Genomic DNA, 15,903 nt, shown 5'->3' on the forward strand with positions numbered 1-15,903 from the left:
GGGTCGTCAGATCCAGGAATGGCGAGCCGGCAACTTGCCGTTGAGGCGATAGGCGCCGACCGCGTGGTATTTCCAGCGCACCGGGTCGTGCAGGGTGTGCACCCGGGCGTTGCGCCAGTGACGGTCGAGGTTGAATTCGGCGAGGGTGGCGCGGCTGCCGGCCAGTTCGAAGAGTTTTTCGCTGGCCAGCAATGAGATCTCGGTGGTCAGCACCTTGGCTTCGGCCACGGCAATCGACGCGCGGGCGGCGGATTCGGCGGTCAGTGGCGCGGCGTGCACCTGATCCAGCACCTGCCCGGCCTTGCGCAGCAGCGCTTCGGCGGCGTGCAGTTCGATTTTCAGTTTGCCGATGTCGGCGATCACGTAGAGGTCATCGCTGGCCCGTTCGACGTTGGCGTCGATCCACGGCCGGGCGCGAGTCTTGACGAATTCGATGGCGTCATCGATGGCGCCACGGGCGATGCCGGCGTCGATCGCTGCCTGAATCAGCTGCGACACCGCGCCCTGGGTGTTGGGCTTTTCGTTGATCTTCCAGTTGTCCACCACGAGGCCGGCGTCGACCCGCACGTTGTTCAACAGGATCGTGCCGCTGGCGGTGGTGCGCTGGCCGAAACCCGACCAGTCATCGACGATGCGCAATCCCGGCGTGCCGCGCCGGACGAAAGCCAGCACTTGCTTGCCGTCATCGTTGAGCGCCTTGACTGCGACCCAGTGGGCAAACAGGGCGCCGGTGGAGTAGAACTTCTGGCCATTGATCACGTAGTCATCGCCGTCAGCGGTGATGCGCGCCTTCAGTTCCAGGGTGTCCTTGGTGCCGCGTTCAGGCCCGGCGTTACCGATGCGCCAGCCTTCGAGCACGCTCTGCAGCAGATGCTTTTTCTGCTGCTCGGTGGCGCTGCCGAGGATCAGGTTGATGATGCCGAACTGGTTCTGCGGGATCTGTCCCAGCGCCGGGTCGGCGGCGGAAACGATCGCGAACACCTCGGCCAGGGTGACGAAGGAAACCTGCGGGCCGCCGTACTCGCGCGGAATCGCGATGCTGCCGAGGCCACTGCGGGTGAACTGTTCGATTTCCGACCATGGCAGCTTGCGCTGGCGATCACGTTTGGCGGCCTGCACGCGGGCGACCTGCGCCAGCTCATGGGCGGCCTTGATGGCTTGAGCGTCGTTGCGCAGCACTTGTGCGGGCAACAACAGCGGGGCGATGTCCAGGTCACTCTGGACGTTTGCGTCTGCCAGACTGGACATCAGTGCCGCTCCTTGGCTGCACGCAATGCCCTGGCGATCTGCACTGGGGTGATTGTGTTCCGGACCATGCTACCTACCTCACATCTCATGAAAAACGCCGCAAAGGTGCGGCGAACGAAAGAATGTCCGGTGGTCCGGTGTATATACCCTAAGCGCGTATAAAATTTAAATAAACTAACTTTTAGGAATATGTATAGAAGGGGGCGTGGTCTGGATGGTTAAGCGTGCGGCGACGAGGGACGGCGTCCCTCATCGACCGTTTTGGCTCATTTCTTTTGTGGCTCTGCCGCCTTCAGCGTTTCCTTGAGCGGCACCTTGAGGTAGGGATTCACGCATCCGATCTTCAGCGTTCGCGGCGGTGCCCAGCGCGAGTTGTTGCCGACCCGGTCGAGGATGCAATAGGTCACGTCCAGACGCAGATCCTCGCCGGCCTCGGTGATGACTGCCGGCGGCACCCAGACCTGAATCGGCTTGCCGATATCGGCAGGGGTGATGCGTGCCAGATCCATCCGTACATCGCCCCAGCGCAAGGTGATGGCATCGCCTTCGGCCATGTTCAGATACGGCTCGATAGTCAGTGGCACGCCGCGTCTGATCTGGTTCGCGTTGACGCCCTGACGGCGAATGGTCTCGGGCAGCGTCACCGGTGCCAGTTGCTGGTTTTCGTCGCCACACAGCGCTGGAGGCTGTCCTCCGGGGCAGTCGAGCTTGACCGTGACCCGCGCCGCCGCCGACAGCGATGGCCCGTGCCCCACCCGCATGACTCGATAGTGGATGCGAGACGAGCCGCTGGCGATGAAGCTTTCCGGCACTCGCAGGCTGACTGGGGTTGCGACGTCCTGTGCTGTCAGCACGTGAGAGGCGACGTAGCAGTTGTCCCAAAACAGTTCGATCAGATCGCCGGTGTCCATGTCCGGATAAGGCGGCACATCGACCAGCAGATGAGCCGCTGCCGCGAGGTTGATGCCGTTGTTTCGGGATGGCGCCAGGCTCGGCGCGGCCAGTTCGGGAATGTGCGAAGTGCGGGTCATGAAATCCTCTCCTTGAAGCCTTGCAGCGAAATCCGTTTCTGAAAGTTCAAATGGCGTGAATTGCCCGGTAATAAAAACAGGGTCGTTCGGCCATTCGTTATCGGGTCTTGGTAATGTTGTGGGGCGCGATGAGTGACTAGATAAAAGTTCGCTGAATGGCGTGTCAACGGACAGGGTTAGTTAATTGGAGAATTACGGATTTATCAGAAGCTTCCTACGCAGATAAGGCACTCTACCTATTCTGCATGGCGAATCGAGCCACAGCTTTTGCCGGATTTTATCGTTCTGTCGTCGGTCGGTTTGTACAGCTGGAAATTTGGAGGGGGGCGAACTTTAATCGCGGCGAGACTGTTGCAGGACATATATATGTAATGCAGTCACTTGATTAATTGTTTAGTGGGGAGGGTGTAAGCGAAACTTCCATCCATGGAAGTTTGTATTCCGGAAAGTTTACAGGTCAGCTGTTATTTCTGAACTTGCTGAGGAACTGTCGAGTGCGTTCTTCTTTCGGATTGGCAAACAACGCTTTCGCTTCACCTTGTTCGACGATCACGCCTTTATCGAAAAACACCACGCGGTTGGCCACATCACGGGCGAATGCCATTTCGTGGGTGACGATCACCATGGTGCGTTTCTCCTCGGCGAGGCCGCGGATGGTCGCCAGCACTTCACCCACCAGTTCCGGATCGAGGGCCGAGGTCGGCTCGTCGAACAGGATCACTTCTGGCTCCATCGCCAGCGCCCGGGCAATCGCCACGCGCTGTTGCTGGCCACCGGACAGGCGCCGTGGGTAGGCGTCTTCCTTGCCCGCCAGGCCAACCTTGGCCAGCAGCTTCTTGCCCAGGGCAATGGCTGCATCGCGGGGCGTCTTCTTGACCACGATCGGGCCTTCGATGACGTTTTCCAGGGCGGTGCGGTGCGGGAACAGATTGAAGTTCTGGAACACGAAGCCCACATGCTGGCGCAGGTTGCGCACCAGGCTCTGCTGCTGGTTCAGCGGGCGGCTGGTATCGATCTCGATCTCGCCGACCTTGATCCGGCCGCTGGTGGGTTCCTCGAGGAAGTTCAGGCAACGCAGGAACGTGGTCTTGCCCGAGCCGCTGGGGCCGATGATTGCCACGACCTCGCCTTCCTTCACCTCCAGATCAATGCCGTTGAGCACGACTTGACCCTTGAACTGCTTTGTCAGTTTTTCCACGACAATCATGGGGTCAGGACTCCTGGTCGTGCCGATTGACCCGCTCTTCCAACTTGTTCTGGAAGTGCGACAGCACCGTGGCCAGAATCCAGTAGATCAGCGCGGCGGCAAGATACATGGTGAAGACTTCGAAAGTCCGGGCGGTAATCAGCTGCGCCTGACGGAACAGCTCCGGCACCTGAATGGTGGCGGCCAGTGCGGTGTCCTTGACCAGCGAAATGAAGCTGTTGCCCAGCGGCGGCAACGCCGTGCGCATCGCCTGCGGCAGGATGGCCCGGCGCAGGGTCTGCGCGCGGGTCATGCCGATGCTCGCAGCGGCTTCCCACTGGCCGCGTTCAATCGAGCCGATCGCGGACCGCAGGATTTCACAGGCGTAGGCGGCCATGTTCAGCGAGAAGCCGATCAGCGCCGCCGGCAGCGGGTCGAGTTCCATGCCCAATTGCGGCAAGCCGTAATAGATCACGAACAGTTGCACCAGCAACGGCGTGCCGCGAAAGAACGACACGTAGATGCGGGCCAGCCAGCTGACCGACTTGAAGCGCGACAGGCGCATCAACGCCAGGCCAAAGCCCAGCAGCAGGCCGAAGAACATGCCGCCCAGGCTAAGGATTACCGTGTAGTACGCGCCCTTCAACAGGAAGGGCGCGGAGTCCAGTGCGAGTTGGAAAGCTTCTTCCATTATTGGGTGACGTCAGCGTTGAAGTATTTCGTGGACAGCTTCTCAAGGGTGCCGTCGGCACGCAGTTCGTCGAGGGCCTTGTTCACGGCGGCCAGCAGTTCAGGCTCGCCTTTGCGCAGGGCAATACCGGCTTCCTGACGCGAGAAGGCTTCACCGGCGGCGACGGTTTTCGGCGCTTTCTTGGCGTATTCCAGTGCGGCCAGACGGTCGATCAGGATCGCGTCGGTACGGCCGTTGTTCAGGTCGGCGAACTTGGTCGGATCATCGTCGTAGGTGCGCACGTCGGCACCCGGCACGTTGGCGCGGACCCACTGTTCGTAGTTGGTGCCCAGGCCCACGCCGACTTTCTTGCCGGACAGGTCAGCGGCGGATTTGATGTTCAGCGCGGCGGCCTTGTCTTTCAGTACCAGCGCCTGAATCCCGGAAACGGTGTATGGCTCGGAGAAGTCATACTTCTTCTTGCGCTCGTCGGAGATGGTCACCTGATTGACCACGACGTCCAGACGCTTGGATTCCAGTGCCGCGAGGATGCCGTCCCATTTGGTCGGCTGAATCTTGGCCTTCACGCCCAGCTTCTTGGCCAGGGCTTCGGACAGTTCGACTTCGAAACCCGACAGCTTGCCGTCGGCATCGACGAAGCTGAACGGTGGGTAAGTGCCTTCCAGGCCGACGTTGATAACGCCTTTGTCCTTGATCTGTTGCAGTTGTTCACCGGCAACGGCGCTGCTGATCAGACCGGCGCTCAGTGCCAGGCCCAGCGAACCTACCAGCAGATTTCGACGTAGTGCGGAAAGAATCATGACAAGCCCCTGTGTTTTCTTATGGAAGACGCTTAAGGAAAGTTGGCGAATCCGGGAATTGGACGACAGCGCTATCCTGCCTTAAAGCAGCTTATGCGTCTCTCGCGAAATTCGCCTGCGGCGAGACTATATGACGGTTCTTTTAGAATGGAAAATAATGAATTTTCCGTTTGTTATTCATCTGTGGAATATGTGTTTTTCGTATTCCGGGATGCATTCCCACGCAGAGCGTGGGAACGAGCGCGTCAGAGAAAATCCTTGTACGCAAACAACGCCGGGGCGCCGCCGGTGTGCAGGAAGATGATCGGGCCGTCGTCGAAACGCCCGCGACCGATGCCGTCGAGCAGCCCGGCCATGGCCTTGCCGGTGTAGACCGGATCGAGCAGCACGGCGTCCTGACTCGCCAGCAGTTTCACCGCCGCCAGTGTCCCGGCATTCGGCTCGCCGTAGCGCGGGCCGAAGTATTCGTCCCACAACTCGACCTTGAAGCTGTCCGGCAGCGCCACGCCCAGCAGGTCGGCGGTGCGTTCGGCCAGGCCCTGGACTTTCGGGCGCTGATCTTCTTCGCTGCGCGACACCGTCACGCCGATCACCGGCAGTTGTGGCAGGGCTTCGCTCAAGGCCAGTGCCAGACCGCTATGGGTACCGGCGCTGCCCGAGGCCAGGACCACAGCGGAAAATTGCAGGCCGGTGTCCTTGATCTGTTCTGCCAGCTCCAGACCGGCGCGCACGTAACCCAGCGCGCCGAGGGCGTTGGAGCCTCCGATCGGCACCAGATACGGCTTCTTGCCGTTGCTGCGCAGGCGCACGGCGAGGGCGGCCAGTTGTTCGTCGGCATTGTCGAGGTTGTCGACCAGCTCGACCTTGGTGTCGAACAGGTCCAGCAGCAGGCGATTGCCGTTGCCGGTGTAGTTGCTGTCGTCGGTGCCCAGCGGATTTTCCAGCAGGGCCACGCAACCCAGGCCCAGTTTCGCGGCCAGCGCGGCGGTCTGGCGAACGTGGTTCGATTGCAGTGCACCGGCGGTGATCAGGGTATCGGCGCCTTGGGCGAGGGCATCGGCGGCGAGGTATTCGAGCTTGCGCAGCTTGTTGCCGCCCATGGCCAGCGGCGTCAGGTCGTCGCGTTTGATGTAGACATCGCGGCCGAGCCAGGTGGACAGACGCTCGAGCTTTTCCAGTGGGGTCGGTTGGCCGAGCAGGTCGAGGCGGTTGAAGCGTTGCAGCTGTTGTTTGATCGGTTGTGTGGACATGGTTCCGTACTGGCGGAGGAAGATCACCGGACTATAGGCACGCCGATTTACCGGGGCAACCGTCAATCGCTTATAGCCAAACGTGCTTAGGCCAGCACTATCGGTTCTTAATTCGCGCCCGTGGGCTTGCCGTAAAGTAGGCGCCGTTGACGCGGCCAGACAGTCCGGCCGCCCGTGAGGAGTCTTTACCGTGAGCGAGCGTTCCAGCCATTGGCAATTGCAGACCATCGTCAGCCAGCTGCGTACCGCGCGGGATCAGTGGCGTGCACAGAATGGCCGCGCGTCCGGCGAGCAGGGCGGGCGCGAATTGCCGTCCCGCGATGCGATGGCGCAGATCCTTGAAGCCCTGTGCGGCGCACTGTTTCCGATGCGGCTGGGGCCGGTGGATCTGCGTGAAGAGAGCGAGGATTTTTACGTCGGTCATACCCTCGATGTCGCGCTGAATGCGTTGCTGGCCCAGGCACGACTCGAGTTGCGTTACGTCGCCCGTCACAGCGCCCAGGCTGACACTGAAGTCGAGGCACAGGCGATCAGGATCATCCAGGATTTCGCCCTCGCACTGCCGGGCCTGCGCAGCCTGCTCGACACCGATGTGCTGGCCGCCTACCACGGCGACCCGGCGGCGCGCAGCGTCGATGAAGTGCTGCTGTGCTATCCGGGGATTCTGGCGGTGATTCACCATCGTCTGGCCCACCATTTGTACCGCGCAGGCCTGCCGCTGCTGGCGCGGATCAGCTCGGAAATCGCCCACTCGGCGACCGGCATCGATATTCATCCGGGCGCGCAGATCGGCCGCAGTTTCTTCATCGACCACGGGACAGGTGTGGTGATCGGCGAGACCGCGATCATCGGCGAGCGCGTCAGGATTTATCAGGCGGTGACCCTCGGCGCCAAGCGCTTCCCGGCGGACGAGGACGGCCAGTTGCAGAAAGGCCATCCACGCCACCCGATCGTCGAGGACGACGTGGTGATCTACGCCGGAGCGACGATTCTCGGGCGGATCACCATCGGCAAGGGTTCGACCATCGGCGGCAACGTGTGGCTGACCCGCAGCGTGCCCGCCGGGTGCAACCTGACCCAGGCCAACCTGCAGCATGATGACGGGACGCAGAAGTAGCCTTTGCATCTCCTCCGACTGATCCGGCCCCATCGCGAGCAGGCTCGCTCCCACAGTGAGCCGCGTTGCAAATGTGGGAGCGAGCCTGCTCGCGATGGGCCTTCACACAACACCGATAACTGAACGAATCCTTCCAAACCCCCGTCATACCTCTCCTTGAGCTAGCGTACGAAAAGTACCGCTGAGCCCTGCGATTAGTCCTTGGCGCGCTATCCATGTTTAACTTGAACGTTCATTCAAGTTAAACCGGCGGTTCGCTGCCCGCTCACAACAGGAGGCTTGCCTTTGCTGAGTCCGATCATTTCAGCCATTTCCCAACGCCTTGAGGTGCACCGTTCATGAGTGCATCGTCCACCCCCGCCAGCGGTCTGGTGCGCATGAATCCGCCGGTGTTCTGGTTCGCCGCGACGGTGATTCTGCTGTTCGGCCTGACCGTCATCGCCATGCCGGAACAGGCCGGCGCCTGGCTTCTCGAAGCGCAAAACTGGGCGGCCAACACGGTCGGCTGGTACTACATGCTCGCCATGACCCTGTATCTGATCTTCGTGGTGGTTACCGCGTTGTCGGGCTACGGCAAGATCAAACTCGGTGCTGACCACGACGAACCCGAATTCAGTTACCTGTCCTGGGCCGGCATGCTGTTCGCCGCCGGGATCAGCATCACGCTGTTTTTCTTCTGCGTGTCCGAACCGCTGACCCACATGCTTCAGCCGCCGCAAGGCGAGGCTGGCACGGCGGACGCGGCGCGTCAGGCGATGCAGATTCTGTTTCTGCACTGGGGCCTCCACGGCTGGGGCGTGTTCGCCTTTGTCGGCATGGCGCTGGCGTATTTCGCGTATCGGCATAACCTGCCGCTGGCCCTGCGTTCGGCGCTGTATCCGCTGATCGGCAAACGCATCAACGGTCCCATCGGCTACGCGGTGGACGGCTTCGGCATCATCGCCACGGTGTTCGGCCTCGGTGCGGACATGGGCTTCGGCGTGCTCCATCTCAACTCCGGTCTGGACTATCTGTTCGGCATCGCCCACACCCAGTGGATTCAGGTAGGCCTGATCACGCTGATGATGGGCGCGGCGATCATCGTCGCCGTCTCCGGCGTGGATAAAGGTGTGCGGGTGATGTCAGACATCAACATGCTGCTGGCCTGTGCGTTGCTGCTGTTCGTGTTGTTCGCCGGCCCCACCCAGCATTTGCTCAACACCCTGATCCAGAACCTCGGTGACTACCTCGGCGCTTTGCCGATGAAGAGTTTCGATCTCTATGCCTACGACAAACCGAGTGACTGGCTCGGCGGCTGGACGGTGTTCTACTGGGCTTGGTGGATTGCATGGTCGCCGTTCGTGGGCCTGTTCATCGCACGGATTTCCCGTGGCCGGACCATCCGCGAATTCGTCTTCGGCGTGCTGCTGATTCCGCTGGGTTTCACCCTGGCGTGGATGTCGATCTTCGGCAACAGCGCCATCGACCAGGTGCTCAATCACGGTATGACGGCACTGGGCATGTCGGCCCTCGACAACCCGTCGATGACCCTTTACCTGCTGCTGGAAACCTATCCGTGGAGCAAGACCGTCATCGCGGTGACGGTGTTCATCAGCTTCGTGTTCTTCGTCACCTCCGCCGACTCCGGCACCGTGGTGCTCTCGACCCTGTCGGCCAAGGGCGGCAACCCGGATGAAGACGGGCCGAAATGGCTGCGGGTGTTCTGGGGTGCGATGACCGCGCTGGTGACCAGTGCGCTGCTGTTCTCCGGCAGCATCGATGCGTTGAAGTCGGCGGTGGTGCTGACCTCGTTGCCGTTCTCGATGATCTTGCTGCTGATGATGTGGGGCCTGCACAAGGCGTTCTATCTGGAGTCGCAGAAGCAGATCGCGCAACTGCATTCCCTGGCGCCGGTGTCCGGTTCACGGCGTGGCAAGGGCGGCTGGCGTCAGCGTCTGAGCCAGGCGGTGCACTTCCCGTCGCGCGACGAGGTGTACCGTTTCATGGACACCACGGTGAAACCGGCCATCGAAGAAGTTACGGCCGTGTTCGCCGAGAAAGGCCTGAACGTGGTCACCCAACCGGACCCGGCGCACGACAGCGTCAGCCTGGAAATCGGTCACGGCGAGCAGCACCCGTTCATCTATCAGGTGCAGATGCGCGGCTACTTCACGCCGTCGTTCGCTCGAGGCGGGATGGGTTCCAAACAGCTCAACAATCGCCGCTACTACCGTGCCGAGGTGCACTTGAGCGAGGGCAGTCAGGATTACGATCTGGTCGGTTACACGAAAGAGCAGATCATCAACGACATCCTCGACCAGTACGAACGGCACATGCAGTTCCTGCATCTGGTGCGTTGATCGGGGCAGGGCGCCGGGACGCTTTCAAGTCTCGGCGCTCAGCACCATGAACAACACCATCGCCGCCAGCGGCACACCATACACGGCGCTGCCGATCGCAATCTCCGACCCCAACGGCTGCCCGGCGTGGACCACGCCGACCGCACCGTTGATCACCGTCAACGCCAGCCACAACGCCGCGAAACCATAGGCCAGCGTCTGCCGACTGAAGCCGATGCGCTCGCCGATGTAAAACATCAGCGCCAGCAGGATCAGGCCGAAGAAGATGATGATTGCGGTGTGCATGGGGAGGCCTGCGGCATAGTCGGTGTTTGGTCGGGCGCCTTCGCGGTTTCATTTAGAGCATAGCCAAACCAGCCCACGCCATATTCGTCAGGTACTTTCCCGCTCAATGACCGTGCACTGCAGCAGATTCAACCGCTGCACCTCATCGCTCGGCAGCACGCCAAGGCTTTCCAGCACCCGCGTCGCTGCCAGTACGCCAATCTCCAGCGCCGGCGGTTTGATGGTGCTCAGGCTCGGCAGCAGCATCTCGGCGAACGGGTAGTCGCCGAAGCCGAGGACGGCGCAGTCTTCGGGGATGTTGAGGCCGGCGCGTTGTCCGGCGAGCAGGCCGCCGGCGGCGAGGTTGTCGTTGGCGAAGATGATCGCGTCCGGGCGTGGGGAGGCGTTCATCAGTGCTTCCATCGCTTGCTTGCCGGCCTCGAACGGGGCGCGATCGGCGTCGGGTGCGAATACCCAGGGCTCAAGTCCTAGCTTGCGCACGGTCGCGGCGTAACCGTCGCGGCGTTCCAGTGCGCTGAAGTCGCCGGGTGCGCTGTTCTGCACGAAGGCGATGCGTCGATAGCCTTTGCCGTGCAGATAACGAGCGGCGCTGACACCCACTTCAAAGTGCGAGAAACCGATCTGCATCGGCTCGCGATCCGGTTGGTAATCCCAGGTTTCGATCACCGGGATATCCGCTTCGGCGAGCATCTTTTCCGTGCCCGCGCTGTGGAAGTGACTGGTCACCACCAGCGCCGCCGGCGACCAGCCGAGGAAGGCCCGCACCGCGTTTTCTTCCTGTTCAGTGCTGAAGTAACTCGAGGCCAGAAGTAGCTGGTAGCCGTGACGGCTGAGGGTGTCACTGAAGCCCTGAATGGTGTTGGCGAAGATCGGCCCGGAAATGTTCGGGATCACCATACCGACGATTTTCCCCCGTGCCGAGGCGAGTCCGCCGGCCACCAGATTCGGCACATAACCCAGTTCGGCGACCACCGCCGCGATCCGTTCGCGACGCTCGGGCGAGACCTGTTCCGGCTGGTTGAAATAGCGCGACACGGTGATCGCCGAAACACCGGCCTGGCGCGCCACCGCGTTGAGGGTCACGCGACCAGCGCCACGGCGTTTGCGGGGCTTTTCTTCGCTCAAGGCTCGATCCTTCTTGAAAACCAAAACGCATATAAAAGTAATTTTTCAGTATTGGACGATCTATGTCCGGCTTGCCAATACTGGCGATGTTAGCGCTAACAAAGCGCGTTGTCTGCTACTCGCTCGAGCGAATGCCCAAGACACCGAGACAGGCGCTGTCGTCGCAGAACGGCAGCGGTTCAGGGCAACTTTTCGAGCGGGCAAACATGCACAACATTCCTGGGGCGACACACAAACTGGCGCAATCGATCCGCGCTGCGGGCTGGCTACTCACCGGGCTGGCCGCGCTGCCGCTGCCCGTCGCGTTCGCCGCCGACAGCACCGATCAGGAGCCGACCCTCAAATCCGTCACGGTCACCGCCACCCGCCGCGAAGAGTCGCTGCAAAAAGTGCCGGTGGCGGTGTCGGTGATCGACGGCGAGCAGTTGGAACGCGACAACCGCAACAGCGTGGCGAGCATCGTCCAGCAAGTGCCGTCGCTGAATTTCCGCACCGGCGCATCGAACAAGGACACCTCGTTGTTCGTGCGTGGCGTGGGGACGATTTCCACCTCGCCGGGCGTCGAACCGACGGTGGCTACGGTGATTGATGGTGTGGTTTATGCGCGCCCCGGCCAATCCACTCTGGATCTGCTGGACCTGGAACGCGTCGAAGTCTTGCGCGGCCCGCAAGGCACGCTGTTCGGCAAGAACGCCTCGGCCGGCGTGCTGAACATCACCAGCAAGGCGCCGACCGCCGCGACCCACGGCTACATCGATCAGTCGTATTACAGCGGCAACGAAAGCCGCACCCGGTTCGGCATCGGCGGCAGCCTGATTCCGGACACGCTCAAGGGCTCGATCAGCACCTTGTTCGGCACTTACGACGGCAACGTCGACAACCAGCACAACGGTCAGGAGGTCAACGGCTACAACCATCGCGGCGTGCGCGGCAAACTGGAATTCACCCCGAACGACGACGTCACCTTCACCCTGATCGCCGACTACATGCAGTCCCACGATGACGGCCCCAACGGCGTCGTGACCAAGGCTCTGACCCCGGCCTTCGCCAATGCGTTGAGCCCGGTCAGTGCCACCAGCCACAATCGCGACATCAACACCGACACCCGCTCCCACGTCGAGGACACCAACAAGGGCCTGTCCGGCCAGCTCGACTGGCAACTGGGCGATTACACCCTGACGTCGATCACCGCGTGGCGTGGCTGGGACAACACCCAGTATCAGGACGGCGATCGCCTCGGCACGGTGACGACTGCGTTCCCCGGCACGGCGGACAAGGGCGATCTGGCCTTCGACCAGTACTCGCAGGAGCTGCGTCTGGCCTCGCCGAAAGGCGAGTTCCTCGAATACGTTGGCGGCCTGTTCTACATGCATGGCAAGGATGACGAGACTTATCAGCGCACGCTAACTACAACAACCAGCATCAACCGTGGCGTCGCCGATTACAGCACCACCAGCGACAGCTACGCGGTGTTCGGCGAAAGCACGCTGAATTTCACCTCGGACTTTCGTGGCATCGCCGGCCTGCGCTACACCCACGACGATCTGGAATACGATCACCGTCGCGTTTCCACTTCCGCCACCACCGTCAGCGGCATTCAACCGGCCACCCGCAGTTCCGGGTCGGTGGATGAGGACGGCTGGTCCGGCCGGCTCGGTTTGCAGTACGACCTGAGCGATACCGTCACCACTTATCTGACCTATTCGCGTGGCTACAAAGGCCCGGCCTACAACGTGTTCTTCAACATGCAGCCGCGCGACACCGAAGCGCTGAAACCGGAAACCTCCAACACCTGGGAGGCGGGGATCAAGGCTTCGTCCTGGAACAATCGCCTGACCACCAACCTCGCGGTTTTCCACAGCGACTACGACAACTATCAGGCGAATTTTTTCGACACCGTCGCCGGGCAAGTCGTAACGCGCCTGATCAACGCCGGCAGCGTCAGCACCGAAGGTGTGGAACTTGATTTCGCCCTGCAGGCGACCCAGCAACTGAAGTTCTCGGGTGCGCTGGCCTACACCCGCGCCCGCATTGATGAGTTCGCCTGCCCGGCGGGCGCGGCGGCGTCGTGCAACGTTAACGGCAAACCGCTGCCGTTCAGCCCGGACTGGAAAAGCTATGTGCGGGCCGACTACACCATCCCGCTGGATAACGGCCTGGATATCGAACTCGGCACCGACTACAGCTGGCAGAGCGAAGTGCAGTACGACATCAGCCAGAACGCCGACACCAAACAGGGCGCCTACGGTCTCTGGAACGCCAGCGTGGCTCTGGCCGATTACACCAACGGCTGGCGCGTGGCGTTGCTCGGCAAGAACCTCACCGACAAGTCCTATTCGCCGCTGCTCGCCAGCGGAGGCAACTACATCTACCGCGCCGTACCTCGCGACGACGAGCGCTACTTCGGCGTGCAACTGCGCAAGGACTTCTGAGATGAGCAGACAGCTGAAACTCGGCGCGTTCCTCATGGCCACCGGGCACCACGTCGCCGCGTGGCGTCATCCAGACGTACCGGCCAACGCGGGACTGGATTTCGCCCATTACAAACGCCTGGCGCAGATTGCCGAGGCAGCGAAGTTCGACACCCTGTTCGTCGCCGACAGCGTAGCCGCGCCGACCCAGGACATCGCCAGCCGCATGGCCCGCTCCGATCATTTCGAGCCGCTGACCTTGCTCTCGGCATTGAGCGCAGTGACCGAACACATCGGCCTGATCGCCACCGCGACCACCAGTTACAACGAGCCGTACCACGTGGCGCGCAAGTTCGCTTCGCTCGATCACCTGTCCGGCGGGCGAGCGGGGTGGAACCTGGTGACCTCGGACAATGCCGCCGAAGCGCAGAATTTCGGCCGCGACGAACACATCGGCCATGCCGAACGCTACAGCCGCGCACGGGAGTTTCATCAGGTCGTCACCGGGCTTTGGGACAGTTGGCAGGACGATGCCTTCATTCGCGACAAGGCCAGCGGCGCGTATTACGACCCGGAAAAACTGCACGTGCTGAATCACGTTGGCGAGCACTTCCGGGTCCAAGGCCCGCTGAATGTCGCGCGTTCGCCACAGGGTCAGCCCGTGATCGTGCAGGCCGGCTCGTCGGAAACCGGACGTGAACTGGCTGCACAGACCGCCGAAGTGGTGTTCACCGCGCAGACTTCACTGGCCAGCGCCCAGGCGTTTTACGCCGACCTCAAGGGGCGCTTGCCGAAGTACGGACGCAGTGCCGATTCGCTGAAAATCATGCCCGGCGTGTTTGTCGTGGTCGGGCAGACGGAAGCCCAAGCGCAGGAAAAATGTGAAACGTTTCAGCAATTGGTCGAACCCGAGGTTGGTGTCGCCTTGCTTGGGCGTATGCTGGGCAACTTCGATCTGTCGAAGTACCCGCTGGACGGGCCGCTGCCGGAATTACCGCTGACCGACAGCGGTCAGCAGAGCCGACAGAAACTGCTGACCGAACTGGCCGGCCGCGAGCATCTGACTCTGGCCGAACTGGGCCGCAGAATCGCCGGCGGTCGCGGACATTACAGCGTCGTCGGCACTCCGGCGCAGATTGCCGACCGTTTGCAGGAATGGTTCGAGCAGGGCGCGGCGGACGGTTTCAACGTGCTGGTGCCACATCTGCCCGGCGGGCTCGAAGACTTCGCCAATGGCGTGGTCCCGGAACTGCAACGGCGTGGGCTGTTCAGAACCGAATACGAGGGCCGGACCTTGCGCCAGAACCTTGGCCTCGACCGGCCCGGCAACAGATTTGCGTAGCAATCGACACCCGATTCAAGACCGACAAGAGAGGATTCGATGACTTACACCGCTGCCGAAAACCGCTATGACTCCATCCCTTACCGCCGCGTCGGACGCAGCGGTCTGGTGCTGCCGGCGCTGTCCCTGGGCCTGTGGCACAACTTCGGCGACAGCACGCCGATCGACACACAGCGCTCGTTGCTGCGCACGGCGTTCGACCTGGGCATCAACCACTTCGACCTGGCCAACAACTATGGCCCGCCCTACGGCAGCGCCGAGATCAACTTCGGCCGTCTGCTGCGCGAAGACTTCAAGCAGTACCGCGATGAACTGATCATCTCCAGCAAGGCCGGCTGGGACATGTGGCCCGGCCCTTACGGTCAGGGCGGCGGCTCGCGCAAATACGTGCTGGCCAGCCTCGACCAGAGCCTGCAACGCCTGGGCCTGGACTATGTGGATATCTTCTATTCGCACCGCTTCGACCCGGACACCCCGCTGGAAGAAACCGCCAGCGCCCTTGCCACGGCGGTGCAGCAGGGCAAGGCGCTGTACATCGGTATCTCGTCTTACTCCGGGGTGAAAACCCGCGAGATCGCGGCACTGCTCAAAGAGTGGAAAGTACCGCTGTTGATCCATCAGCCGGCGTACAACCTGCTCAACCGCTGGGTGGAAAAGGACCTGCTCGACACCACTGACGAACTTGGCACCGGCGTAATTGCCTTCACCCCGCTGGCGCAAGGCCTGCTGACCGACAAGTACCTCAACGGCGTGCCGGCGGATGCGCGGGTCAATCGTCCGGGTGGTGGTTCGTTGCAGGCTTCGCATTTGTCCGAGGCGAACATCGCTCACGTGCGGGCGTTGAACGAGATCGCCAAACGTCGTGGGCAGAGCCTGGCGCAACTGGCATTGGCATGGACGCTGCGCGATCCGCGAGTGACTTCGGCGCTGATTGGTGCGAGCCGGCCAGAGCAGATTATCGAGAACGTCGGGGCGTTGAAGAATTTGAGTTTCAGTGCTGAGGAACTGGCGGAGATTGACCGGTTTGCTCAGGAGGGCGGGATTAATCTTTGGGAGAAGCCTTCGACGGCGGAGTGAT

13 protein-coding genes are annotated in these 15,903 nt (G+C 61.7%); 5 read left to right on the forward strand and 8 right to left on the reverse strand.

Features of this window, described 5'->3' with window-relative positions:
• Positions 1–6: 6 nt before the first annotated feature.
• From CAF76_RS17680 to CAF76_RS17705, 6 genes are all read right to left on the reverse strand, one after another.
• On the reverse strand, positions 7–1,248 hold the full coding sequence (locus CAF76_RS17680; protein WP_085647936.1) for an SfnB family sulfur acquisition oxidoreductase: 1,242 nt from the start codon (positions 1,246–1,248) through the stop codon (positions 7–9).
• 266 nt (positions 1,249–1,514) lie between these two features.
• Complete coding sequence (locus tag CAF76_RS17685) at positions 1,515–2,279, reverse strand: hypothetical protein (protein WP_085647937.1); 765 nt, start codon at positions 2,277–2,279, stop codon at positions 1,515–1,517.
• 457 nt (positions 2,280–2,736) lie between these two features.
• Complete coding sequence (gene tcyN, locus CAF76_RS17690) at positions 2,737–3,486, reverse strand: L-cystine ABC transporter ATP-binding protein TcyN (protein WP_064592708.1); 750 nt, start codon at positions 3,484–3,486, stop codon at positions 2,737–2,739.
• 4 nt (positions 3,487–3,490) lie between these two features.
• A complete protein-coding gene (gene tcyL / locus CAF76_RS17695; protein WP_007952735.1) occupies positions 3,491–4,156 on the reverse strand; it encodes a cystine ABC transporter permease in 666 nt (221 codons plus the stop codon).
• Positions 4,156–4,956 (reverse strand): cystine ABC transporter substrate-binding protein, encoded by an 801-nt coding sequence (gene tcyJ / locus CAF76_RS17700; protein WP_064592710.1) that lies wholly within the window; start codon positions 4,954–4,956, stop codon positions 4,156–4,158. Before tcyJ ends, tcyL begins: the two co-directional genes overlap by 1 nt.
• 245 nt (positions 4,957–5,201) lie before the next feature.
• Complete coding sequence (locus CAF76_RS17705; protein ID WP_085647938.1) at positions 5,202–6,206, reverse strand: D-cysteine desulfhydrase; 1,005 nt, start codon at positions 6,204–6,206, stop codon at positions 5,202–5,204.
• 190 nt (positions 6,207–6,396) lie between these two features.
• Between CAF76_RS17705 and epsC the strand changes: the two genes are divergently transcribed.
• Positions 6,397–7,323, forward strand: coding sequence for a serine O-acetyltransferase EpsC (gene epsC, locus CAF76_RS17710; RefSeq protein ID WP_007952730.1), 927 nt, complete (start codon positions 6,397–6,399; stop codon positions 7,321–7,323).
• A gap of 377 nt (positions 7,324–7,700) precedes the next feature.
• On the forward strand, positions 7,701–9,662 hold the full coding sequence (gene betT / locus CAF76_RS17715; RefSeq protein WP_172829513.1) for a choline transporter BetT: 1,962 nt from the start codon (positions 7,701–7,703) through the stop codon (positions 9,660–9,662).
• 24 nt (positions 9,663–9,686) lie between these two features.
• Here betT and CAF76_RS17720 read toward each other — a convergent pair whose 3' ends face one another.
• Positions 9,687–9,947: a hypothetical protein gene (locus CAF76_RS17720; RefSeq protein ID WP_007952727.1), complete on the reverse strand. Its 261-nt coding sequence runs from the start codon at positions 9,945–9,947 to the stop codon at positions 9,687–9,689.
• 87 nt (positions 9,948–10,034) lie between these two features.
• Positions 10,035–11,072 (reverse strand): LacI family DNA-binding transcriptional regulator, encoded by a 1,038-nt coding sequence (locus CAF76_RS17725; protein ID WP_085647939.1) that lies wholly within the window; start codon positions 11,070–11,072, stop codon positions 10,035–10,037.
• 206 nt (positions 11,073–11,278) lie between these two features.
• Here CAF76_RS17725 and CAF76_RS17730 point away from each other — a divergent pair, with 206 nt between their 5' ends.
• Genes CAF76_RS17730 through mgrA form a run of 3 tightly spaced genes read left to right on the forward strand, consistent with a single transcriptional unit; the run spans position 11,279 to position 15,902 of the window.
• Positions 11,279–13,504: a TonB-dependent receptor gene (locus CAF76_RS17730; RefSeq protein ID WP_085647940.1), complete on the forward strand. Its 2,226-nt coding sequence runs from the start codon at positions 11,279–11,281 to the stop codon at positions 13,502–13,504.
• A gap of 1 nt (position 13,505) precedes the next feature.
• Entirely contained in the window at positions 13,506–14,825 is a 1,320-nt protein-coding gene (locus CAF76_RS17735; protein WP_085647941.1) for an LLM class flavin-dependent oxidoreductase, read from the forward strand.
• Positions 14,826–14,864: 39 nt separating this feature from the next.
• Positions 14,865–15,902, forward strand: coding sequence for an L-glyceraldehyde 3-phosphate reductase (mgrA, locus tag CAF76_RS17740; RefSeq protein ID WP_008087334.1), 1,038 nt, complete (start codon positions 14,865–14,867; stop codon positions 15,900–15,902).
• Position 15,903 lies beyond the last annotated feature (1 nt).

The sequence above is a fragment of the Pseudomonas sp. B40(2017) genome, assembly GCF_002112855.1.
In the GTDB taxonomy this organism is placed as follows: domain Bacteria; phylum Pseudomonadota; class Gammaproteobacteria; order Pseudomonadales; family Pseudomonadaceae; genus Aquipseudomonas; species Aquipseudomonas pharyngis.